The organism is Mycobacterium shunyiense (genome assembly GCF_058270035.1).
Genome location: NZ_JBZDPT010000021.1, coordinates 46,009 through 68,980 on the forward strand (window position 1 = coordinate 46,009; position 22,972 = coordinate 68,980).

22 protein-coding genes and 1 pseudogene are annotated in these 22,972 nt (G+C 65.0%); 8 read left to right on the top strand and 15 right to left on the bottom strand.

Going from position 1 to position 22,972, the window contains the following annotated elements:
- Positions 1 to 203: 203 nt before the first annotated feature.
- Positions 204 to 791: an AfsR/SARP family transcriptional regulator gene (locus AC4ELS_RS14825; RefSeq protein WP_499047918.1), complete on the top strand. Its 588-nt coding sequence runs from the start codon at positions 204 to 206 to the stop codon at positions 789 to 791.
- A gap of 135 nt (positions 792 to 926) precedes the next feature.
- On the opposite strand, the gene AC4ELS_RS14830 is transcribed toward AC4ELS_RS14825, so the two are convergent.
- The 5 genes from AC4ELS_RS14830 to AC4ELS_RS14850 all read right to left on the bottom strand — a co-directional run bounded on the left by AC4ELS_RS14830 (position 927) and on the right by AC4ELS_RS14850 (position 6,895).
- The gene (locus AC4ELS_RS14830) at positions 927 to 1,592 is read right to left on the bottom strand and encodes a twin-arginine translocation pathway signal (protein ID WP_448448811.1); all 666 of its coding nucleotides are present in this window, start codon (positions 1,590 to 1,592) and stop codon (positions 927 to 929) included.
- The gene (locus AC4ELS_RS14835; protein WP_448448809.1) at positions 1,589 to 2,458 is read right to left on the bottom strand and encodes an Rv1363c family protein; all 870 of its coding nucleotides are present in this window, start codon (positions 2,456 to 2,458) and stop codon (positions 1,589 to 1,591) included. The genes AC4ELS_RS14830 and AC4ELS_RS14835 overlap by 4 nt, the downstream gene beginning before the upstream one ends.
- 143 nt (positions 2,459 to 2,601) lie before the next feature.
- Positions 2,602 to 4,080: a FadD3 family acyl-CoA ligase gene (locus AC4ELS_RS14840; RefSeq protein ID WP_448448807.1), complete on the bottom strand. Its 1,479-nt coding sequence runs from the start codon at positions 4,078 to 4,080 to the stop codon at positions 2,602 to 2,604.
- Positions 4,081 to 4,083: 3 nt separating this feature from the next.
- Positions 4,084 to 5,274, bottom strand: coding sequence for an amidohydrolase family protein (locus AC4ELS_RS14845; RefSeq protein WP_064887039.1), 1,191 nt, complete (start codon positions 5,272 to 5,274; stop codon positions 4,084 to 4,086).
- Positions 5,275 to 5,353: 79 nt separating this feature from the next.
- Complete coding sequence (locus AC4ELS_RS14850) at positions 5,354 to 6,895, bottom strand: AMP-binding protein (RefSeq protein ID WP_448448805.1); 1,542 nt, start codon at positions 6,893 to 6,895, stop codon at positions 5,354 to 5,356.
- 58 nt (positions 6,896 to 6,953) lie between these two features.
- Between AC4ELS_RS14850 and AC4ELS_RS14855 the strand changes: the two genes are divergently transcribed.
- Positions 6,954 to 7,670 carry an enoyl-CoA hydratase/isomerase family protein gene (locus AC4ELS_RS14855; protein WP_448448803.1) on the top strand — a complete coding sequence of 239 codons (717 nt, stop codon included), beginning with the start codon at positions 6,954 to 6,956 and terminating at the stop codon, positions 7,668 to 7,670.
- Between the two features lie 15 nt (positions 7,671 to 7,685).
- Here AC4ELS_RS14855 and AC4ELS_RS14860 read toward each other — a convergent pair whose 3' ends face one another.
- Positions 7,686 to 8,087, bottom strand: coding sequence for a hypothetical protein (locus AC4ELS_RS14860; RefSeq protein ID WP_448448801.1), 402 nt, complete (start codon positions 8,085 to 8,087; stop codon positions 7,686 to 7,688).
- A 176-nt stretch (positions 8,088 to 8,263) separates the two neighbouring features.
- Positions 8,264 to 8,787 (bottom strand): annotated as a pseudogene (locus tag AC4ELS_RS14865) (VOC family protein).
- An 87-nt stretch (positions 8,788 to 8,874) separates the two neighbouring features.
- On the opposite strand from AC4ELS_RS14865, the gene AC4ELS_RS14870 reads away from it, so the two are divergent.
- Together AC4ELS_RS14870 and AC4ELS_RS14875 are read left to right on the top strand one after the other, a co-directional pair.
- The gene (locus AC4ELS_RS14870) at positions 8,875 to 9,318 is read left to right on the top strand and encodes a Zn-ribbon domain-containing OB-fold protein (RefSeq protein WP_064957794.1); all 444 of its coding nucleotides are present in this window, start codon (positions 8,875 to 8,877) and stop codon (positions 9,316 to 9,318) included.
- Positions 9,319 to 9,330: 12 nt separating this feature from the next.
- Positions 9,331 to 10,476: a thiolase family protein gene (locus AC4ELS_RS14875; RefSeq protein ID WP_448448799.1), complete on the top strand. Its 1,146-nt coding sequence runs from the start codon at positions 9,331 to 9,333 to the stop codon at positions 10,474 to 10,476.
- Positions 10,477 to 10,579: 103 nt separating this feature from the next.
- On the opposite strand, the gene AC4ELS_RS14880 is transcribed toward AC4ELS_RS14875, so the two are convergent.
- The gene (locus AC4ELS_RS14880) at positions 10,580 to 11,185 is read right to left on the bottom strand and encodes a TetR/AcrR family transcriptional regulator (RefSeq protein ID WP_064886998.1); all 606 of its coding nucleotides are present in this window, start codon (positions 11,183 to 11,185) and stop codon (positions 10,580 to 10,582) included.
- 188 nt (positions 11,186 to 11,373) lie between these two features.
- Between AC4ELS_RS14880 and AC4ELS_RS14885 the strand changes: the two genes are divergently transcribed.
- The 3 genes from AC4ELS_RS14885 to AC4ELS_RS14895 all read left to right on the top strand — a co-directional run bounded on the left by AC4ELS_RS14885 (position 11,374) and on the right by AC4ELS_RS14895 (position 13,756).
- A complete protein-coding gene (locus tag AC4ELS_RS14885; protein WP_064886997.1) occupies positions 11,374 to 12,666 on the top strand; it encodes a cytochrome P450 in 1,293 nt (430 codons plus the stop codon).
- A 166-nt stretch (positions 12,667 to 12,832) separates the two neighbouring features.
- On the top strand, positions 12,833 to 13,306 hold the full coding sequence (locus AC4ELS_RS14890) for a hypothetical protein (protein ID WP_448448796.1): 474 nt from the start codon (positions 12,833 to 12,835) through the stop codon (positions 13,304 to 13,306).
- A 15-nt stretch (positions 13,307 to 13,321) separates the two neighbouring features.
- A complete protein-coding gene (locus tag AC4ELS_RS14895) occupies positions 13,322 to 13,756 on the top strand; it encodes an Rv2576c family protein (RefSeq protein ID WP_448448836.1) in 435 nt (144 codons plus the stop codon).
- A gap of 84 nt (positions 13,757 to 13,840) precedes the next feature.
- Here the strand turns inward: AC4ELS_RS14895 and AC4ELS_RS14900 are convergent, their stop codons facing one another.
- A complete protein-coding gene (locus AC4ELS_RS14900; RefSeq protein ID WP_413784945.1) occupies positions 13,841 to 14,227 on the bottom strand; it encodes a hypothetical protein in 387 nt (128 codons plus the stop codon).
- A 198-nt stretch (positions 14,228 to 14,425) separates the two neighbouring features.
- Here AC4ELS_RS14900 and AC4ELS_RS14905 point away from each other — a divergent pair, with 198 nt between their 5' ends.
- Complete coding sequence (locus AC4ELS_RS14905; protein WP_448448794.1) at positions 14,426 to 14,935, top strand: Rv2253/PknI dimerization domain-containing protein; 510 nt, start codon at positions 14,426 to 14,428, stop codon at positions 14,933 to 14,935.
- Positions 14,936 to 15,025: 90 nt separating this feature from the next.
- Here the strand turns inward: AC4ELS_RS14905 and AC4ELS_RS14910 are convergent, their stop codons facing one another.
- The 6 genes from AC4ELS_RS14910 to AC4ELS_RS14935 are packed head-to-tail and all read right to left on the bottom strand — an operon-like array spanning position 15,026 to position 22,923.
- Complete coding sequence (locus AC4ELS_RS14910) at positions 15,026 to 16,768, bottom strand: MCE family protein (protein ID WP_448448793.1); 1,743 nt, start codon at positions 16,766 to 16,768, stop codon at positions 15,026 to 15,028.
- Entirely contained in the window at positions 16,769 to 18,139 is a 1,371-nt protein-coding gene (locus tag AC4ELS_RS14915) for an MCE family protein (RefSeq protein ID WP_499047922.1), read from the bottom strand.
- Positions 18,136 to 19,599 (bottom strand): MCE family protein, encoded by a 1,464-nt coding sequence (locus tag AC4ELS_RS14920; protein WP_499047924.1) that lies wholly within the window; start codon positions 19,597 to 19,599, stop codon positions 18,136 to 18,138. Before AC4ELS_RS14920 ends, AC4ELS_RS14915 begins: the two co-directional genes overlap by 4 nt.
- Positions 19,599 to 20,681 (bottom strand): MCE family protein, encoded by a 1,083-nt coding sequence (locus tag AC4ELS_RS14925; protein WP_448448789.1) that lies wholly within the window; start codon positions 20,679 to 20,681, stop codon positions 19,599 to 19,601. The genes AC4ELS_RS14920 and AC4ELS_RS14925 overlap by 1 nt, the downstream gene beginning before the upstream one ends.
- Positions 20,681 to 21,706, bottom strand: coding sequence for an MCE family protein (locus tag AC4ELS_RS14930; RefSeq protein ID WP_499047926.1), 1,026 nt, complete (start codon positions 21,704 to 21,706; stop codon positions 20,681 to 20,683). The genes AC4ELS_RS14925 and AC4ELS_RS14930 overlap by 1 nt, the downstream gene beginning before the upstream one ends.
- Positions 21,703 to 22,923: an MCE family protein gene (locus tag AC4ELS_RS14935; RefSeq protein ID WP_448448786.1), complete on the bottom strand. Its 1,221-nt coding sequence runs from the start codon at positions 22,921 to 22,923 to the stop codon at positions 21,703 to 21,705. Before AC4ELS_RS14935 ends, AC4ELS_RS14930 begins: the two co-directional genes overlap by 4 nt.
- Positions 22,924 to 22,972: the final 49 nt, after the last annotated feature.

The window sequence follows — 22,972 nt, forward strand, 5'->3', positions numbered from 1 at the left end:
CCTGCTCAGGCGGTGGGATTGAACCGGGTTCGATGTTTCTTCGTTCAACCTGATGTGTCCCTTTCTCACCACGATTTCCCGCAATTCCATCGCATCCGGGCGCAGGACAGTGGATTGCCGACGGCGTGGTGGGCAGAAACTCACCGAAATACAAGTAGTCGACTACTGATGCCAGGGCGCCGGCCTCACTCGAGGATGTGTATATGTCCAAGCAATTCAGGCTGAACCTCCTCGGCGAGTTCGCCGTGTATCGAGACACGGAACCGCTGGTATTGCCGCCGTCGTGTCGCCGGTTGGTGGCCCTGGCTGCGGTGAAGCGCCGTGAGCTGCACCGCAGCTGGGTCTGTGACTTGCTGTGGCCGGGCAGCCCTCCGCACAAGGCGGTGTCCTCGCTGCGTTCTGCGCTGTGGCGGTTACGGCCGCTGGGAGCCGACGCATTGCTCGTCGTGCGACACCAGTACGTCAGCCTGGCGCCCGAGGTGGCGGTCGACTGGCACGAAGCGGTCGCCTTGCACGAGGCGCTGACCATGATCGAAGGACGACCGGTGCCCGCGGGCGCTCATCCGACCCTGCACCGGCTGGTGCGCAGCGGCGACCTGCTCGAAGGCTGGACGGATTCCTGGTGCAAGACCGAGCGTGACCGCTACCGAGCCATCCAGCAGTCCGTTCGGGACACCCCCGACAGCGCCGTGCCGAGGCAGGTAACGCACTACGCGGTCGGAGGCTCTGCGCACCGTCCCGCCGCCCGCGGGGGCCTCCGCCACAACGACAACGCATGGTGCCGACCATGAGTGCGTTGCTGCTCGGCCTCGTCGTGGTCAGCGCATTCGCGACCGCGTTGGCGGTACACGAGCTGCAGACGTGGCTGGAGCGCTGGGAGTACGAGCGTCACGCTCAGGATTGACGCCGGTCGGTGGAAGGTCCCGCTACACCGGATCGAACGACGAGATCAACCAGTTGCCGTCGATCTTGCTCAGTCCCACTTTGACCGCGCTGGCCGTGAAGCTCCCGTTGGGGTTCTCGGCGCTCGTGGTGGCCTGGTTGACGAACACCAGCGCCACGGCTGAATCCGGATGGATCTCCGAGACGGCCGAGCGCACCACCGCAGCGGTGGTCTTGACCGATTTCTGTTTTGCCGCCGGAGCGACGATCTCCTGGGTGAACTGGGTGTAGTAGGACAGGAAATCGCCGGTCAGATGAGTCTTGGCCGCTGTGAAGTCCCGGTCGAGACTGTCCGGCGCGTAGCTCAGCAGGGCCACGGTGCCGTCGCTCGCCGCCTTGAGCACCGTCGCCGACGCTGCCTCACCGGTCTGCTGGTCGTTGCGGAACTGCGCGAAGTACAGCCACCCGGCGAGAGCTGCTGACGCGATCAGCGCCACCACCAGGGCCAGCGGGACCCACAGCTTCGCCAGCTTCTGCGACCACCCTGACGCGGGCTCGTCGGCTGCGGTGTCGGTGACGTTCTCGGCCTCGTCGGGGCTCTGGATCTCGACTGCCGCCTCGGTGCCGTCGATCTCGACTGCCGTCTCGGTGCCGTCGATCTCGACTGCCGTCTCGGTGTCCTTCTCGGTCTTCTTGATGTCCACGGTCACGGCACGAACTCGACTTTCGACAGCTTGATCTGGTCGCCCTCGCGGACCATGTCAACGGCCACCCGCCACGGCCGCGGTTGCTTGTTGGCACCTGTGGTGTTGGTGACCTGGGTGTTGACCGCGACCAGGACCACTGCTTTGTCATCGCTCATGGTGTCCACAGCGGCGGCGGTCACTTTCGCCTCGGTCACCACCTTGGCGTCCTGTGCCAGCTTGACGAAGTCTTTCGACTGCGACTCGAAATCGCCCCGGAACTCGCCCGTCGAGTTGTCGAGAATGTTCTTGACGGCGTCCTGAGCGTGGTTGAAATCCAGCGACATGAGCGTCACGACGGTCTGGCGGGCTGCGGCGGTGTACTCGGCCGCGAGTTGCTGGCGATGCTCAGCTTGGCGGTGGTGCCAGATCATCCAGCCGCTGGCGACGAGCAGGCCCACGATGACGATGATCGTCAGGCAACTCGCCAGCACCTTCCAGAACAGGCGCGAGACCTGTAGCCGCGGCAGGCGACGCGACGACGTGCCGTCGGCGACCGCTACTGCTGTCTCCGGTTCGGCATCGTCGATCGATTCGGCCTCGACGGCTCCTGCCTCTGCATCTACGCCGGTGGTTTCGGTGATCTCAGGGGTATCGGAGCTTTCGGTGTCCGCCGGATCGTCGGCATCTTCGGTCACCGTCGTGACCACCGCGTCCGCGGCAGCCTGGTTGCGCAGCCGAATGGCGCGGGCCCTGGCGCGTGCGGCAGCCGCTACGGCCTCGGCCTCTGCGGCCTCGGCCTCGGCCAACTCGGCCTGTTCGAGTGCGTCGCCTGGCGACGCGTCATCTTCGCTAGTATCGAGTACCGGCGACGAAGGCTTGCGGGACGGCATGCCGACCTCCTGTCCGTTCAGCAGCCTGCTTAACGAGAATAACGTTATCAGTTTGCGGTAGTGACCCGAGAGTACATCATCGACAGCAGGCACTTAAATGGCCATTTACCTGCGGAAATGATGTTTACGTGCTGTGCGTTCACTTAACCCGGGCTGGCGGTTATCCGGGACTCGAGCTGGTTCTTCATCACCTTGCCGGTGGCATTGAGCGGCAGTTCGTCGAGGAACTCGACATACCGAGGCACTTTGTAGCCAGCCATGCGCTCGCGGCTCCACGCGATGAGGTCCTCGGCCACCACAGGCGAGACCGCGGGCTCGGCCCGCAGCACGACGAACGCCTTGCCGACCTGGCCCATCCGCTCGTCGGCGACGCCGATGACGGCAACCTGGGCGATCGCCGGATGCTCCAGCAGGAATCCTTCGATCTCGGCGGGGTAGGCGTTGAAGCCGCCGACGATGAACATGTCCTTCTTGCGTCCGACGATCCGCAGCCGACCGGATTCGGTGAACTCGCCGAGATCTCCGGTGTGCAACCAGCCGTCGGGGTCGATCGCCTCGGCGGTGGCGGCCGGATCGTCCAGGTAGCCCTGCATCACGTTGTATCCGCGCACCAGCACCTCGGCGTCATCGGCGATGCGCACCTCGACGTCCCCGCACGGAAGTCCGGCGGTGGTGGCCACGTCCTCGGCCGAGTCACCGGGTCGTGACAACGTGACGTTGCCCGCCTCGGTGAGCCCGTAGCCGGTCATCAGTGTCTGGAACGGCAGCTCCTCACGGATGCGTCGCACCAGTTCCACCGGAATGTCGGCGGCGCCGGTCACCCCAGCGCGCAACGTCGCCAGCCGGTCGCGGTCGGCGACGGCCAGCAGCGAGTGGTACAGCGTGGGCGGCCCGGGCAGCATCGTGATGCGCTCGCGCTCAATGAGTTCCACGACATTGTCGACGTCGAACACCGCGACCGGCAGCATGGTCGCACCGCGGAGGAAGGAAGCCACCAACCCGGCCTTCAACCCGAAAGTGTGGAAGTACGGGTTGATCATCAGATAGCGGTCACCCTCGCGCAAATCCGCCAGGGTGGCCCACTCCTCGTAGGCCCGCAGCGTCTGACGATGATTCATCATCGCGCCCTTGGGCCTGCCGGTGGTACCCGACGTGAAGATGACGTCGGAGACGTCCGTGGGGCTCACGTCCCGGGTGAACGGGGTTCCACTGCTCAAGAAGTCCGACTTCAGATCGATCGTCGGAACATCGAGATCGGTCCCGGTGAACGCGAAATCCTGTCCCAGGAAACCCTTTTGGATCATCACCGCCTTGGCGCCGCTCCGCGCGACCACATCGGCGGCCTCGTCGGCCTTGAACCTCGTGTTGACCGGAACCAGGACGCCGCCGGCGGCCATGATCCCGAACGCGGCGATGATCCACTCGGCCGAGTTGGGCGCCCAGACCGCGACCCGGTCCCCCTTGTCGACGCCGAACTCGGCGAACGCACCCGAAGCCCTCCGGATGCGCTCGACGAGTTCGGTGAACGACAGACGCAGCGGACCGTCGACGACAGCTTCGGCCTCGCCGAACCGGTCCGCTGCACTCAAGACCATCTCGGGGATGGTCTGCCAGTTCGACACCCGTTACGTCGTGACGAGGCGACCGAGGTTGCCACCCATGATCTTGGCCTGATCCTCGACAGCGAGGTGCTCAAGCGCAGTCACGTAGTGGGTGGGCTCGGCCAGACCCTCCGGGTGCGGCCAGTCGGAGCCGTACAGCACCTGGTCGACACCGATGAGGTTGATCAGGTCATCGATGCCTTCCTCGTAGAACGGGCTGACGTAGATGCGGTTCTTGATCTCCTCGATCGGGTTGCCAAGGAAAGCTTCCGGAGCCTTCTTCCAGACCTCGGCCATCGAATCCAGCAGCGGGAACATCCACTTGGAGCCGGCCTCGACGATGCCGACCTTGAGCTTCGGATGCCGGAACAGGGCTCCGTGGATGACCCAGGATGCCACCGCGTCCTGGATCGGGCGCCACTCGTTGAGGATGCCCATCGCGTTGGTCTGGAACGGCAGCATTTCCTGCACGGTGCCGTCCCATTCCGAGGTGTAGCGCGAGTAACCACTGTCGGAGGAGTGCATGCCGACGAACACGTCGTACTCGACGCAGCGCTCCCAGAAGGGGTCGAACTCGGGCAACGCGAACGAGCGCGGGCCACGGAAGCCGGGCACCGGCGCCGGGCGGACCAGGATGGCGCGGGCACCGCGCTTGACGGCCCACTCCAGTTCCTCGATCGCCTTCTCGACGATCGGCAGGGTGATGACCGGGGTTACGAAGATGCGGTTCTGGTAGTTGAAGCCCCAGACCTCGTCGAGCCACTGGTTGAGCGAGTGGATGATGACGTGGATGGCGACTGGGTTGTCGCGCAGCCGCTCCTCGATGAGGCTGGCCAGCGTCGGGAACATGAGGCTGCGGTCGACGCCGAGTTCGTTCATCAGCTCCAGGCGCGGAGCCGGCTCGAAGAACGCCGGGATGGACCGCATCGGCTCACCGAACAGTTCACGCTTGCTCTTGCCGTCCGGGTTGCCGAACTTGAAGTACTCCTCCCAAGCGCCGGGCTTGGCGACATGCGAGAACGTGGGGTTCGGGATGTAGTTGCTGATGTGGCCGTCGATCGCGATCTTGGTGCGGCCGTTGACCTCGACGTACTGGACGATGTCCTTGTACTCCTTGGGGAGGTACTTGGTCATCGCCTCCGGCGGCTCGTACAGGTGGTTGTCCGCATCGAACAGCGGAAACGGAATGTCGACCCTATGCGACAGTTGTCCCATGGAAAACTCCTTTGCAATTCACGAGAATCATATTCTCACTTGCTAGCTGCCGCAATGCCCAGCTGGCCCCAGAGGCTGCTCAACGGGCGATTGCAGCAATCTGCTGACGGATGACGAACTTCTGCACCTTGCCGCTGGCCGTGCGGGGCAAGTCTTCGGCCAGATGTAGCTCTTCCGGCCACTTCTGCCGGGCCACCCCGTTGGATTCGAAATGCGACCGGACCTGATCGAGGGTGGGCATCGTGCCGCCGTCGCGCACCCGCAGCACGGCGGCCACCCGCTCCCCCAACCGGGCATCGGGAGCGGCCACCACGATCGCCTCGATCACATCCGGGAGGCCGAGTAGCACCTCCTCCACCTCCAGCGCGCTGATGTTCTCGCCGCCGCGGATGATCAGATCGGTGGTGCGGTCGGTGATCGTCAGATACCCGTCGTCGTCGAGCACCCCGATGTCCCCGGTCCGGTACCACCCGTCGGCGTCGAAATGCTTTGCGGTGAGGGCATCGTCGGTGTAGCCGAGGCACAAGTCCGGTCCGCGGCTGAAGATCTCGCCGTCGGGCCCGAGCCTGATCTCCACGCCGGGACGCACATTGCCGTCGGTGTACAACCGCTTGGCTTCAGGAGCCCCTGCGCCGGACCCGGTGATCGACGGATGCTCGGTGCTCCCATAGGAACGGAAGACGAACAGGCCCAGATCGGCCAGTCGCCGGGTGACGGCCGCCGGCACCGTCGAGCCACCCAGCCCGACGGTGGTGAACCGGGCCAGATGGCGTTCGTTGAACTGCGGATGGTCCATCAGGCTGGTGACGAAATACGGTGGCCCGCCGCCGATCGACAATTCGTCCTGCTCGATCAGCTCCAGCACCTTGCCCGGATCCCACACGTCGCACAGATCGATCGGCGCACCCTCGAGCACCGGGATCAGGAACGCGCCGAGCATGCCGATGAAGTGCCCGACGGGCGTGGCGGTGAGCTGACGGCCCCGGTCCGGCGGGTAGTTCTCCAGCAGCTGGCGGGTTTCGAAGCCCAGCGTCTGGTGACTGTGGATGACGCCCTTGGGCTCACGGGTGGTTCCAGAGGTGAACGCGATCAGGGCCGGCGCCGCCGGATCGGCGGTCAGCGTGCCGCTCATCGGCTCGTCGGCGAGTAGGTCGTCGAAACTGGCCTGTCCGACCAGCCCGACGATCGGCACCTCGGCACACAGGTCGGGCTGGAACGTCATCCGGCCGAACTGTTCGGTGGTGATGAACACCTTCGGCTTCGCCGTGGCCATGATGTGGCCGAGTTCCTTGCGTCCGTAGAAGTGCACGATCGGCACCGTCACAGCTCCGAGGAACGCCGAGGCCCAGAACGCGACCGCAGCCTCCATCCAGTTCGGCAGCTGCATGGCCACGACGTCGCCGGGCCCGACTCCGCGATCACGAAGCCCGGCCGCCAGGCGCCGGGCGGTGCGCTCGACCTCGCCGAAGGTGCCGCGGTACGGACGTGTCGCGGAATGCACGTGGAAGCCGGCATCGGGGCTGGCAGCCAGACCGTCGGCCAGCATCTGGCCCAAGGTTTCGGGCCGCCACCAGCCTTCTTCGACGTACCGTTTGGTCAGCTCAACGGGGATGTCGCGCACAACGGTGATGTTATTCTCATCAAACGAGAATGCCAATCCCGGAACTGGAGAACGTTTGATGGTCGACCTCGAAATCGACGGCGAACTGGCGGTCATCACGATCGACCGCCCGCAGGCACGCAATGCCATCTCGCTGGACACCATGGATGCGCTGAACAAAGCGTTGGACGGCGCCGCCGGCGCCTCCGCTCTGGTGATCACCGGGGGCGGCGACCGCGCCTTTGTCTCCGGAGGTGACCTCAAAGAACTGGCAGCATTGCGCACGGAACTCGAGGCGTCGGAGATGGCCTGGCGGATGCGCACGATCTGCGACCGCATCGCCGGGTTCGACGGACCGGTCATCGCGGCGCTCAACGGCCATGCCTTGGGCGGCGGGGCCGAGGTCGCCGTGGCCGCAGACATCCGAATCGCCGCCGATGACATCAAGATCGGCTTCAACCAGGTCGCCCTGGCGATCATGCCTGCCTGGGGCGGGGCCGAACGGCTGGCCACTCTGGTCGGTCGCAGCCGGGCCCTGCTGCTTGCCGGAACCGGCCGGATCTTCGGTGCGCGCGAGGCGGAGCAGTTCGGCTTGATCGACCAGGTGGTACCCCGCGCCGAGTTCGCCGAGACCTGGCGGTCGACGGCGCAGTTGCTGGCGCGGCGTCAGGCCGGTGAGGTCAAACGAGTGATCAACGGTGTGTCCACCACCGAGGCCGTTTCGGCCTTCGCCCGACTCTGGTGCGCCGACGAGCACTGGGCCGCCGCGGACAAGGTGATGAACAAGGGTAAGTAGGCCTTGCGGGCAACGTCAGGGCACGTGCACGCAGCCCACGCCGGGAACGCAGCCGCCACCGCCACCCGGTCCGCCGCCACCGGTCGGGCCACCCGGAATCGAGCCGCCGCCACCGCCCGGTCCGCCACTGCCGGTCGGGCCACCGGGAATCTCACCGCCGCCACCGCCGGGGCCACCGCCACCGGTCGGGCCACCGGGAATCGAACCACCCCCGCCTTCGGGACCGCCGCCACCGGTGGGACCACCCGGAACGGTGCCTTCGCCACCGGGGGCCGGAGCCGTGGTCTCCACAGTGGCGGGTGTGGTGACGGTGGTGGTGGGCGTGGTGACAGATGTCGTCGACGGGGCAGTGTCCTCACTCGACCCGCAACCGGCGAGTGGCGCCGCGGTGAGCGCGAGGCCCATCCCCACGGTCATCGACCACTTCCGGACACGGACCCAAGGGTCGCCGTTACGGGCCGTCCTCGTAGGCCGGGTTATTGACATGGTGAGACTCCAGTTCAGCCAGGGCACTTTTTGCGCTCGGAACGACTGGGTTCCCACTGACCGCCGGCTTGAATCATCGCCGGCGGGCATACGTCACCGCACCGGGATCAGCCGCCCAATTCCCGGACCGGATCACTGCCGTCCCAAGCGACAGCCTGTTCCCGCACATAGGCACCCATGCCGCCCGAAGCATGGGTCAGCGGCTCTCGACGATCGCCGCCCCGGTCGGCGGTTCGAAGTAAGCGAAGCGCACGCCCTCGCCGTCGCCACCCGACCACACCAGGGGCCAACCGGCCTCGGCGAGCTTCGCCATCGCCGTATCGAAATCGGCTGTCCAATAGGCGAGTTGGTGAAAGCCGCCACCGGTCGGAGCGCCCGCGAGGAACTCGGTGAAGATGCTGGGCGTGTCATCGAGTTGTTGGATCAACTCGACCTGCAGGTCACCGCTGTTGGACAACGCGAGAGACAGCCTCACCTCGCAGGGCTCACCGCGGTAGCTCACTCGCTGCGGCAGGTTGCGGATCACGAACCACGGGCCGACGCCCATCTTCAGCCAGCCCGATATCGCGTCGTCCAGGTCGGTGACCACGTACCCGATCTGGCGGACCTCCCCGGGTAGAACCTCGCTCAAGCCGACTCCCTCCGCCGTCCCGTCTGAACTGCCCACGAGAGCCTACCGAGAAGCGGTTCTCACTAGACGAGAATTGCATTTCCAGTTATCGTCAGCGACGTGTCAACACAGATTGCTCTGGCGCCCGAGATCTCGACGTGGCCCGACGCCGAACCCCAGCTGATCGGCAGCCGTTGCACCGACTGCGCGGCCACCACCTTCCCCGCCCAGGCCCGCTGCCCCAAGTGCTCCGGCGGCAACACCGAACAAGCCCTACTGCCCCGACGCGGCACCGTCATCGCCTGGACCACCCAGGGCTTCCCACCCGGCGCCCCCTACAAAGGCCCCACCGGCAAGAACTTCGTCCCCTTCGGCGTCGGCCTCGTCGAGCTCACCGACGACAACGGACCCGTCATCCGCGTCGAAGGACGACTCACCGAAAACGACCCCGCCAAACTGCAATTCGGCATGGACGTCGAACTCACCATGATCCCGTTCACCACCGATGAAGATGGCAACGAAGTTGTCACCTTCGCCTTCCAGCCGGTGTAGAGAGGCAACAACATGACCAACGATGTAGCCATCATCGGAGTCGGCCTGCACCCGTTCGGCCGCTTCGACAAGACCGCGATGCAGATGGGTGCCGAGGCAATCCAATTGGCGCTCGAGGACGCCGGCCTGGAGTGGAAGGACATCCAGTTCGGATTCGGCGGCAGCTATGAGGTGTCCAACCCGGATGCGGTCACCCGCCTGGTCGGGCTGACCGGCATCACGTTCACCAACGTGTTCAACGCGTGCGCCACCGCCGCCAGCGCGATCCAGCAGACCGCCGACACCATCCGGCTGGGCAAGTACGACATCGGCATCGCGATCGGCCTGGACAAGCACCCGCGCGGCGCGTTCACCGACGATCCGGCGAAACTCGCTCTGCCGCAGTGGTACGCCGAGAACGGCCAGTTCGTCACCACCAAGTTCTTCGGCATCAAGGCCAACCACTACATCCACAAGCACAACATCTCCGAGGAGATGCTGGCGCGGGTGGCCAACAAGAACTTCCGCAACGGCGAGAAGAACCCGAATGCGTTCCGGCGCAAGGAGATCTCGGTCGAGGAGATCATGGCCTCGCCGGTGCTGAACTACCCGCTGCGGCAGTACATGTTCTGCGCCCCCGACGAGGGTGCAGCCGCGGTCATCATGTGCCGCGCCGACATCGCGCACAAGTACACCGACAAGCCGGTATATGTGCGGGCCAGCGAGATCCGTACGCGTACCTACGGCGCCTACGAGGTGCACGGCACCTCGGCTCCGCTGGATGAGGACCCCTCGCCGACGGTGTACGCGGCCAAGGCCGCCTATGAGGCCGCGGGCATCGGACCCGAGGACGTCGACATCGCCCAACTCCAGGACACCGACGCCGGCGCCGAGGTGATCCACATGGCCGAAACCGGCCTGTGCGCCGACGGCGACCAGGAGAAGCTGCTGCTCGAAGGCGCGACGGAGATCAACGGCACGATGCCGGTCAACACCGACGGCGGGCTGATCGCCAACGGCGAGCCGATCGGCGCCTCGGGCCTACGCCAGATGCACGAGCTCGTGCGTCAGCTACGCGGTGAGGCAGGCGAACGTCAGGTACCGGGCAACCCGCGCGTCGGCCTGGCCCAGGTCTACGGCGCGCCGGGAACCGCCTCGGCCACCATCCTCTCGCTCTAGTTTCCCGAGCCCCCACGTGAACGTCCCCCGCAACCATGGTTTCGGGGGACGTTCGCTGGGGGCCCCTCCCGCTTGCGGGGGAGCGCTCAGGCGGACGCGGGCCTCAGGCCGGCAGCTCGAGCGGCTGCGGCTCACCTTCCAGACGTCGCAACCAGTCCTCGCAGAACTGAAGCACCTCGGCGTGGCCTGCCGTCATGCCGAGCGCCTGCTCCATCACCATCACCCGCGACACACTGGCCGCGATGAATGTCCACACGATCGGCGGCACCTCGGACGCATCGACGCCGTAGCGCCGCAGCGCCGCCTCGATCGCCTTGGTCTCCGCCTCGCGGAACATCTCGGCGTAGCGGCCGATCTCCGCGCGCAGCACCGGTCGGTGGTTGGCAAGCCCGGTCATCTCCATCGTCAAACGCGTAGCGCTCGGGTCTGTGCCGAACCGCCACAGCGCCCACAGCGGCTGCGGCGAATTCAGGGCTTCGGCCTGCGCAGCCAACCCCTCGTCGGCACGTCGCACGAACACCGCCAGGAACAGGTCGTCCATCGTGCGGAAGTAGTAATGCACCAGCTGGGGCTTGAGCCCGGCCCGTTCTGCCACTCGCCGGGACGTGACCGCGACGTACCCTTCCTCGATCATCAGCGCCTCGGCGGCGTCGAGCAGCACGATCCGGTTCTTCGCGTCCGGCGCCCCGATCCTTCGCGCCGATGCCATCGGTCCTCCTCACGACAAGTTCCCGACAATGTATGGCTGATCGTAACTTTCACGCAGCCAGGTGATCTTGACCATGACTCTAACGACATGCTAAGCAGGTGCTCAGCAATTTTCGAAAATTCTTCGCGCGGTGCAGCCCGCCGCGAAACCACCGCAGCACACATCGAATTCGGGAGGCAGCGCACACCATGACCGATTCCGGAACGACCGATTACGACACCATCGACTACTTCACCGACCAGTCGCTGGTACCCGACCCGCACCCGTACTTCGACCACCTGCGCAGCAAGTGTCCGGTCGTGACGGAACCGAACTACGGCGTCATGGCGATCACCGGGTTCGAGGAGGCCACCACGGTCCTCAAGGACACCGACACCTTCTCGTCCTGCATCGCGGTCGCCGGACCGTTCCCGCCGCTGCCCTTCACGCCCGAAGGCGACGACATCACCGAGCAGATTGCGGCGCACCGCGCGCAGATGCCGATGTTCGAGCACATGGTGACCATGGACCCGCCCGACCACACCAACGCCCGTTCCCTGCTCAATCGGCTGCTCACGCCGCGCCGGTTGAAGGAGAACGAGGACTTCATGTGGCGGCTCGCCGACCAGTGCCTCGACGATTTCATCGCCGACGGCAAATGCGAGTTCCTCAGCGCCTACGCGAAGCCCTTCTCGCTCCTGGTGATCGCCGACATGCTCGGCGTGCCGGAAGAAGACCACGAAGAGTTCCGGACGGTGCTGGGCGCCCCCCGGCCCGGCGCTCAGGTCGGCTCCCTCGACGGTGACCTGGTTGCCAGCAATCCGTTGGAATGGCTCGACGAGAAGTTCAGCGGCTACCTCGAAGACCGGCGATCAGAACCCCGCGACGACGTGCTGACGGCACTGGCCACGGCGAACTACCCGGACGGTTCTGTACCGCCCATCATCGAGGTCGTTCGGTCCGCGACATTCCTGTTCGCCGCCGGCCAGGAGACCACCACCAAGCTGCTCTCGGCCTCGCTGCGCGTGCTCGGCGACCGCCCTGACATCCAGCAGGCCCTGCGCGACGACCGCAGCCGTATCCCGACCTTCGTCGAGGAGGCCCTACGGATGGACGCTCCGGTCAAGAGCCAGTTCCGCTTGGCCAAGAAGAACACCAAGCTCGGCGACATCGACGTTCCCGCGGGTACCACCATGATGGTGTGCCCGGGTGCGGTGAACCGCGACCCGGTCCGTTTCGAAGACCCGCACACCTTCAGCCTCGACCGCAAGAACGTGCGAGAGCACATCGCGTTCGGCCGTGGCGTCCACAGCTGCCCGGGTGGTCCGCTGGCCCGCGTCGAGGGCCGGGTGTCGTTGGAACGGATCCTGGACCGCATGGCCGATATCGCCATCGACGAGGAGTTCCACGGCCCCGCCGACGATCGTCACTACACCTACGAGCCGACCTTCATCCTGCGCGGACTGACCGACCTGAACATCACGTTCAAGCCCGTGCGCTGACCGCCGCTCGACAGACGATTCCGCGTATCTCGTCTTCGCCGCATTTGCTATTCTCCGATTGCGAGAATGACAATCTCGCTGGCGAAGACGAGATTCCGGTTTCGGCACGGTGGGGCCTGCTCTCGTTCTATAGTCAGCCGACCAGTGCCGATCCGTGGAGGTGCCTGTGAAGTCCAGCTTGATCCGCATGGCGATGAGTGCCGTGCTCGGGTTGGGGGCTGCAATCGCATTGGCACCGCCGTCGCAGGCCATGTACTTCGGCAACTACGCCGTGAACATCCCGGATCGCAGGGATTTCCACACCTGGATCTGGTCGGCGATCACGCCCTGCCACGAACCGGGGACCGACACCTTCCTGAAGGACTGCATCACCATCCGGACGATCCCGCAACCGGTCGCCAAGGCGGTCCCCAATACGGGAGACGCGAGATTGGTCGACGGTCGCTACACCTTGACGATCGACGAGTTCTACGGATTGCGGTGCGGGGACATCTACTACGGGCCCACCATCCCGACCCACGACGTGTACACGTGGGACGCGAACACCCTCGCGGGCGAGATGGTCTCCACGTTCGATGCCGGCTGCGACGGCGCGCCCGGCGGCTCCTTCACCTACCCGTTCAGCCTGACGAGGATGTGATCGATGCGCCATCTGATGAGCCGAGCCCTGACCTTCGCAATGGCCTCCGCGCTGGCGTCCGGCGCGATCACCACGGCTGCACCGGCATTCGCCGACGATCCGGCGCCGGCCGGTCCGCCGCTGCGCCACGTGCAGTACACGGTGACCTCTGACGCCCCATACTGGGTCCACATCTACTACCGCGACACCGATCCCGTGCAGTTCTCGGACTACAGCCACAATCCGTATGAGTTCAGCCCGAGAGCCGATGTCGACATCGCACCGGACAAGCCATGGGTGTTCGACGCCATGTTGGCCGATCCTGACCTGTGGGCCATGGTCCTGGTGCAGAGCGGTGAGTCACCCAATCTTCCGACGCCCGGATTCAACTGCAAATTGGCAGTCGACGGTGTGGTGGTCAAGACCAACAGCGGCCCCAAAGGCGCGCTGTGTTCGATCCGGAACTGGTAGACCTCGAACTCACGACAGAAACGTCGAAATGCCTGGGGGCGACGCGAATTGCGTCGCCCCCAGGCATTTCTCAAGCATTGGGCTTCAGGCGTCGCCGCGAAGCCAGCGTGTCTCACCGTTCATCGGCACACAGCTCAGGAACAGGCCGTCCGGGGCCTGTGCCACCGAGTTCTGTTCGTTGATGCACAGGCTGTTCTCGTCGCGGATGCCCACCATCGGTGGCGACCGGAACCACCGCGGCTCGTAGCGCCGCGGGGAGCCGCAGAACACCAGGCGTCCCCAACCGTTGCGTGCATCGACGCCGAACACGAAGTAGGAGGTGTTGTCGCACGGAGCGCCGAGTACCGCGTTCGGGTTGATCCCCGGCGTGCAAAACGCGTCATTACATGTCTGCGGTCCCGCGTTTGCCTGCGGAGCAGCCAGCATCCCGGCGACAATCACTGAAGCGGTCGCCATCACCGTCACACGCACGTTGCTACTTTCGCATAGCTGGAAATTAAACTCTCAGTTTTGGAGAATATTACTACGAAAGCCTCGCCGCTGGTCCCCAGCCCGGGGTCCCGACAGGTTGCCCCCGGTGAATCCACCGTGGACCAGCGCTTGATAGTGATATTCTCCGAAACTGAGAACACGGCTACCGCCCCTGAGGTCGGCCAGAAGGAGCAGTTCATGTCAGTCTCCCGGGTAAGTGCTGTGGCGGTGGCGATCGCCACCGCGACAACTGTCGGCCTCAGTGGGGCCGCCCCGGCCAGCGCGGGCGAACAGTGGGGTATCAACGGCACCTTTGCCACCTCCTCCAATGGCGCGTGGGCCAAGATCAACGACCGCTACGAGGAGCAACCGCGGGTGGTGAGCAACTGGACGATCTCGACGCAGTGCATCTCGCCCACCGAATGCAGCGGCACAGTGAACAGCGACGCAGGGTGGTCTGCACCGGTCTACACGACGAACGGCCTCTGGTACGTCAAGCGGGTCGTACCCAACTGGCGTTTCTGCGCCGACGGCACGCCCGTCGAAGGCATGCAGGTGTACAAGTTCTACCCGGTGGGCTTCGACGGGCATGTGGACCAGGCTTCATCCGAATACGCCGGCGAGGACGTCACGAAGGGCCCCAGCGGTTCGTGTGGGCGCAATCAGTGGCCCGTCGTTCGGATGCCGTTCTACATGCGGCCCGCCTAGCGGCGAGCCGGCATCGGCGCCAAAACCGAACAAAGACAAAAGAACTGGCCCCGGGCTGTTGCCCGGGGCCAGTTCTTTTTGCACGGTCCGCTACGTCGGCATCAGGTCCTGCCACGTCTTCGGCGTCGACACGAGATCCGTCTGCTTGTACAGATTGCCGTCGCTGCCCATGTACTCCCCGGTGCGCGGGTTGTACTTGGCGATCGCCACCGACGGCCCGTTTCCGGCACCGCCCTTGAACGCGCTCGGCGCCACACCCGGTTCCGCAGGCATGGGCAGCTCCGGAGCATCCGGAAATACCCCTTGGCCATGCGGGACGGCTGGAAGCTCGGTCGCTTGCGGCGTGTGCGCCTCAGGCACCGGAACCGCGTTGGGATCGCCTGCCGGGGGCGGTGGCACGCCGGGCACCGGCGGCTCCAGGTACATCGGCTGCCCCGGCAACATCGACCCGGGATTGGTGCCGGCGAAGTTCGGCGCCGGCTGCGGTTCGGGTGCCGCGCCCGGCGGCGGAGCAGTCACCCCCGGAGGCAGAGGGGTGCCACCGAGCGGCCCGAAGATCTTCTCGTCCGGCAGCACCCGCGTATCCGGGGGTATGCCCTGAGCGATCAGGCTGGGGTCGAGCGGGTACGGCCCGAGTGCATGCTGGCGCTGGGCAATGGGCTGAAATCCCTTGGGGTCATCGCACAATTTGACCGTCGGAGCCCGCTTGCCCGGATGCTCCATACACGGATAGTTGCGTGCCCCGCGGACGCCGATCGGCGAATCCTGCGGCAACTTGCAATAGATGTCGTCCGGGGTGTCGATCACGGTGGTGTCAGCCGGGGAGCGCCAGGCCGACGGCGGCAGGAATCCGACCGTACAAGTCGGCGGATCGCCCAGACCCAGTGAGAAGTCCGCCATCGGAAGACCGCTCGTGTTGTTGGTGTGCGCGTAGGTCTGCAGTTGCGCGACGTACGGCGGCAACAGCACCAGCAGTTGCTCGATGGAAGGGTTGTAGGTGACCGCGATCTGGCCGAACGTGCTCAGATTCGCCAACAACACCGGCAAGGTCGGCTTGATCTGATCGAGCAGCTTGGTGGTCTCCTGGGCGAACCCCGGACCGTTGCGCAGCAGCGATCGCACCTCGGGATCGTTGTCGGCTACCTGCCCGGTGATACCGGCCAAGCTGGCCGCCCAGGTCCGGATCGAATCGGTGGTCTGTGCTTGCGCATCGAGGAAGGGCTTGGAGTCGTCGATCAGCGCCCGCGTCTGGTCGGAGACCGCGTTGGAGTCCCTGGTGATCGTCGACGCCGAGTCCAACAACGAGCCGAAGTCGTAGCCGGTCCCGTTGAACGCGTTGTAGGACTCGTCCAGGAGCTGGCTCAGCTTGTCCTTCGGGATGGTGTCCACCAGGGCGCTGAGCTGATCGAGCATCGGGCCGACCTGCTGCGGAATCTTGGTGTTCGACACGGCTATCACCGAACCGTTGTCGAGGTAGGGCCCAGAGTTGGTGCGCGGCAACAGCTCAACGTACTGCTCGCCGACCGCCGACATACTGCGGACTTCGGCGGCCAGGTCCGCGGGTACCTTCGGTGAGCGGTCCAGGGACAGCGTCGCCTCGGCCCCCTTGTCGGTCAACTCGACGGAGGTGACCTTGCCGATCTGGGACCCGCGATAGGTGACATTGCTGAACTGGTAGAGACCGCCGGTCGCCGGCAGTTCCATCTTCACGGTGATGCGACCGATGCCGAGCAGCGTCGGCACCTGCATGTAGGCGAACAGCATGACGGCCACACCGACGACCGACGCGACGGTGAAGAGAATCAGCTGAGTCCGGATGAAGCGGGTGAGCATTTATCCGCCACCCCCTGTCGGTGGAGTAGGTGCAGTAGGTGGCGCCGGCTGTTCAGCTGGAGCCGGACCGCCTTGCTGCGCATAGGGTCCGGCGAACACGGATGTCGACGGACTCGACGGTGCAGCCGGCTGCGCCATGCCACCGGGCATGGTCATCGGCGCCGGAGGCACCACCGGGAGCACCGGGCCGGAATAGGTCGGCGCCGGGAGATCCGGTGGTGGCGGCCCGTCCGGAGCCGGCGGCAACCCTTCCGGCGGTGGCGGAGCGACCCCGGTCTTGAGCGGGTCGTAGGTGTAGTTCAGATAGCTCGGATCCCCCGGCACCGGAACGTTCTGTGCGTCTCCCTGCTCCCACCGGGTTCCCATCATCAGGCTGCGCTTGAGATGTGGGATGGTCATGTCGAAGTACGCATAGAGGTTGTAGTAATCGCCACGGATCACCCGATCCATGAAGCTCTGGGTGAACGGGAAATGTGGCGCATATTCGAGCACCGAATCCAGGTCCGGCCCGACGTTGGCCAATGCCTTCAACGCGGGCTCCAGGTTCTTCAGGTTCCTGACCAGATCAGCCTGCGACTCGTTGACGAACTGGTTGGCGGTACTGCTGAAAGTCCCCAGCTTCTGCAGCGCCGTAGTGAATCTCGGCCGTTCTTTGATCAACACGTCGAGTGCCGGCGGAATCTTCTCCAGCGCACGGGTGATGACATCGCGCTGCCCGGCGAAGGTCGAGGCCAAGCGATTCAGACCCTCGATGGAGGCAACGATGTTGTCGCGCTGGGCATCCAGAGCACCGACGAACGTATCCAGGCGGGTGAGCAGGTCACGGAAATCGGTTTCCCGACCATTGATCGCGGCACTGAAGTTGTGGATGATGTCGCCCATCTGGCCGAGACCGCCGCCGTTGACCACGGTCGCCAGCGAGGACAGCGTCTGCTCCGTCGTCGGATACGTCGACGAGTTGTTCAGCTGGATCGTCGCTCCCGGCTGGAGTTTTCCGTCGGGAGCCTGACCGGCGGGCGGGTTGATCGCCAGATGCATCGAACCCAACAGGCTGGTCTGCCCGATGCTGGCCACCACATTGGCCGGCACCACAACACCAGGTTTCACCGAGAACTCGACGTCGGCGTGCCAATCCTTCACCGAGAGGCTACGGACACTACCGACGACGACGTCGTTCATCATCACCGGTGAGTTCGGCTCCAGCGTTGCCACATTCGCGATCTCGACGTGGTAGACGCTGGAGTCCGCACCGCGCCCCACCGCCCCGGGCAGGGGCAGCGAGTTCACGCCCTGGAAGGCGCACCCGCTGGTGGTCAGCGCAACGCAGGATCCGACGGCGATCGCCACTCGTACCGGGTTTCCCCTGCTCATGCTGGTGGCGTCCCTTCTGCTGGTGACGGTGCCGCAGGCGCGGGGGCTTCGGCCGCCAGTGGACCTGGCGCAGGCCCCGGCGGTGGACCCGGTTGACCGCCAGTGGGATTGAGCATGTCCGACACCGTGTTCGGCATGTTGGGCGGGTAGTACTCGCCTCCTGGCAGGAGCTGCTGAGCCCCTGGTGGCGGCACCCCGGGATCCCGTCCGGTGAACGGCGGAGGCGGCTCGGGGCCCGGGTTGTACGCCGAGATCGTCGGCGGGATTTCGGGCGGGGTGGGCGCCCCACCGTCACCACCGGGTGCCAACCGCGGTTCGGAGTACTCGATCATCTCGGGACTGGCGGACGGCATCAGGTAGGGGGAGATTGGGAACGGCAGATAGTTGAAGTTGACGAGCCGCAATGCCGGGCCGAGATACTGCGAGCACAGTTTCGCGGTCTCCGGTGCGGTGGTGTTCTCAACGGCACCGATTGCGCCGCAGATGAACTCGACCGGGTTGGAGAAGTTGTTCATCACGAACTGACCAACCGGGCTGCCCGAGTCCGGGTTGTAGATGTTGTAGCCGTTCATGAATGCGTTGGGTGCGACGTGAAGCAACTGCTTGATGTGCTCCTGGTTGTCGACCAGGTTCTGGGTGACATTCGCCAGCCGCTGCACCTGCTCGGAGGTCTGATCACGACTTCCCGCGACGAACCGTTGCACGTCGACAACAGCGACCGACAGGTTCGTCAACGCCGCATCGAGGTCTGACCGGCCGCCGTCGACCACGCTGGTCAGGGTCGCCAACCGGTTCTGGAACTGCACGACCTGCTGGTTACTGTCCCGCAGCGCGGTGACGAACGTCTGCAGGTTCTTGATGATGTCGACGATGTTGCCGCTGCCCTCGGCCAGCACTCGGGCCACGCCCGACAACTGCGATATCGTCTGGCGCAGTTTGTCACCGTTGCCGGCCATCGCGTCGGCTGTGCTGTTGATGAACCGGGACACCGACGTCCCGTCGACACCGCTCTGCGGCCCGAGGTCGGTGGACAGCCGCATCAGCTGTTCCTTGACCTCGTCCCACTCGACCGGAACGGCAGTGCGGTCCAACCCGATCTCCGCATCGTCCGGCAATGTCGGGCCGCTGGACCGGTACGCGGGCGCGAGCTGCACATAGCGGGCGGCCACCAGGTTCTGGGCCACGATCACCGCTTTGGCATCCGCCGGGATCTGCACGCCGTGATCGACCTTGAGGGTCACCCGAGTCTGGGTGCCCTCGGGTTTGATCGCCTCGATCGTGCCGACCTTGACGCCGGAGACCCGGACATCGTCACCCGGGTAGACGCCGGTGGCCGAGGTGAACAGAGCAGAGATGGTCTTCTGTCCGAAGAAGGTCTGACGCAGCAGCACTGCCGCGCCGACAACCAGCAGCGCCACCAACGCCACCGCAAGCCACTTACCGAGACGATTGCGGTTCATCAGCGTGAACCTCCGGGAATTCCGTTGTAGGGCAGCGGGAATTCGGCCCGCGGGCCGGCATTGTCAGGCGGCTGACCGGCATTCGTCCCGCGCCGGAACCCGAACGCGTAGTCGAAGAACGGCTGCAGCAGCTGAGCAGGCTGCAGGTTGGGAACATAGGCGTTGTAGTAGGCCCCGTTCGCCAGGGTCTCGGCCTGGGACAACTGGAACTTGTTCAAGTTCGGCAGCGCCTTGCTGATGTTGTCGCGGTTGCGTTCCAGCATCGCAGTCACCGAGTTGAGTCGCTTGAGCGTCGGCGCCAACTGCGCCTCGTTGTCGGCGACGAGACCGCTGAGTTGCTGCGAGACCGCGGCCGTGTTGGCCAGCAGATCGACGATGGCCTGCCGCCGGTCGTTGAGCACGCCGAGCAGATCATTGGCGTTGAGGATCAACGTGTTGAGCTGATCGCTGCGCTGCGACAGCACCACGGTCACGTCGCTGGCGCTCTTGAGCAGGCTGGCCAGACTTTCGTTGCGGCCGTTGATCGATTTCGACAGCCGGCTCAGCCCGTCGAATGTCGGCCCGAGCTTCGGTGCGACCTGGTCGAGGGTGGCGGAAAGCGTGTCCAGGGACTGGTTGAGCGAAGTCGTGTCGGTGCCCGCCGAATTGGTGGTCAGGTCACTGACCGCTTCGGTCAGTGAGTACGGCGACGATGTGCGCGACGTCGGGATCACATCGGTGGTGCGCAGCGTTCCGCTGCCGTCCGACTCCAACGTGAGCACGCGCTCACCCAGCAGTGAACCGGTGCGGATATGCGCGGTGGTCAGCGACCCCAGCGGGTACTTGCCTTCGGTGGTGAAGGTGACCAACGCGTCGCCGTTCTCCAACGACACGTCGGTGACCGCACCGATCTTGATGCCGGACAAGGTCACATCGTTGCCGGCGGCGATACCGCCGGCCTCGGTGAACAATGCCTGATGGCGTACGGAAGAGGCCCATTGCTGCAGCCGCTCAGGTTGTAGCCCGACGGCGATGATGAGCATCATCAGCACGACGCCGATGAAACCTGCCTTGATCAGATTTGATTCGCGGTATTTAAGCATCAGGGCTCAGAGCACCTCCCGCTTTCTTGTTTGATCATCGGGAAGTGCGCAGTGCGCCCCTGCAGATCGGTGACACGGATGGCAAGTCCGCAGATGTAGTACATGATCCAGCTGCCGTAGGAACCCAGCCGGGCCAGCTTGCGGTAGTTGTCGGGGGCCTTCTGAAGGCCCCGGTCGAGGACGATCTGGTGGTCATCGAGCAACGGCGCCAGCCGGTTCATCTGATCGACGGTGCCCTTGAGTGGCGGCCGCGCCTCGGTGAGCAGGCTTGCGAGCGAGGCGGTCCCGCTGTCGAGCTGCGTCACCGCCGTGCCGAGCGGGTCGCGGTCCTGCGACAGACCGCTGATCAACTGTTCGAGCTTGTCGACCGTTCCGTCGAACTTCTTGCCGTCCTTGGCCAGGGTTCCGACCACCGAGTTCAGGTTGTCGATCAACTGCTGGATCACCTGGTCGTTGTTGGCCAACGTATTCGAGAACGACGAAGTCTTACTCAGCAGTGAATCTAAGGTGTCGCCCTGCCCCTGAAAGATCTGGATCAGCGAGGACGTCAACGCGTTGACATCCTGGGGGTTGAGGCCCTGAATCACCGGGCGCAGGCCGCCCAGTAACAGATCGAGATCCAGCGCACTTGCGGTGCGCTCCTGCGGGATCTGAGATCCCGCAGGCAGAAGCTTGGTCGATCCGGGGCTGTCGACCAGTTCCAGGTAGCGGTCCCCGACGAGGTTCAGGTAGCGGATCGCGGCCTTGGTACTCGTGGTCAGCGCGACGCTGCGGTCGGTGTCGAAGTCGACCTTGACCGATTTATCCGGTTCCAGCGAAACGCTTTTCACCGTGCCGACCCGAACACCGGCGACGCGTACGGAGTCTCCGGCCTCAAGCCGCGACGCGTCACCGAAGACCGCCGAGTAACCCGAGTAGGAACCGCCGCGGTACTCCGAGAACGTCATGAACAGGAAGGCCGTGAGCACGGCCATCACCACCGCGAACGACGCGAACTTGATGAATGTGCTTCTGCCGCGCGTCATCCCGGTTGTCCGATCTGCATGGTGTTACGTGGCGGGCCGTCCAGCGGGCCGAACAACGTCTGCTTCAGGCCGTCGGAGTTCAACAGAATGCCCTGGTTGCCGTACTTCCACGGGTTGGCGTTGGTATCGGTGACGAGGTACTTGGCCTTGTTGCCGAATCCGATGTACGGCAGGCCCATGCAGTGCGGACCGCCCTTGGCCGCCACCTTCGGCAGGTTCTGCGGGTAACGGTAGCGCTCGATGCCGAGCGTGAAGGCCACGTTGACCACGACGCCGGGTTCTGGCTGGGGCGGCGTGTGCGCCATGTAATTCATGCCCTTCAGTCCGCACTCGATACCGGGGGCGTACTCGTTGAGCAGATCGGTGGTGGGTGCCAACAGGTTCAGCGTGGTGCTGAGGGCCTGCCGGTTGCCGCCGATGACGTCGTTGCCGGCGTCGGCCAGGCCGATCGAGCTGACCAGGAAATTGTCAAGGTTCTGCTGCTCGGCCACGATGCTGTCGCTCAGCTTGTTGGTGTTTTCGAAGGTCTTGAGCAGATCGGGTGCCGCGTCACCGTAGGCCCGTGACACTGCAGCCATGCTCTCGATGTCACCGGTCAGATTGGGGAGGCTGGGCTCGATCTTCTTCAACACCGCGTCGAAGTCGGACAGGGACTGCCCCATCGCCTCGCCGCGCCCGCCGAACGCGGACGACAGCGCGCCAAGGGTTTCGTTGAGCTTCGCCGGGTCGATCTTGTTCAAGACATTGGTCAGTTGCTGGAAGACCGTGTTCATCTCGACGGTGACATGGTCGCCCTGCAGGATCTGGCCGGGGCGGAGCTTGTCCGATGACGGCTTGTCCGGCGCGACCAACTGGACGTACTTGGCGCCGAACACAGTCGTGGAGGCGATGTCGGCCTGAACGTTGTCTGGGATCAGGCCAAGCTGTGACGGGTTCATCGCCAGGTGCAACACGGCCTTACCGTCGGCTCGGTGCTCGATAGAGCTGACTGTGCCGACCTGGACGCCACGCATCTTCACCTTGGCATCGGGGTTCATCACCAGGCCGGCCCGGTCGGAGATGAGCGTGATCGGCTCGGTCTTGGTGAAGCTGCCGCGGAACAGCGCGACGGCCAGGCCGAAGATCAGACCTATCGCGACCACGGTCGCCAGGCCTGCCAACGGCCGCGCGGAGCTCCGCGCCCCGAAGCTGCGTCCGGGGCGTGCTGCCACCGGCACAGCGCTACTTGTGGTTTCGGACCGGTGGGCTGGGCCCGGTCCCACGTTT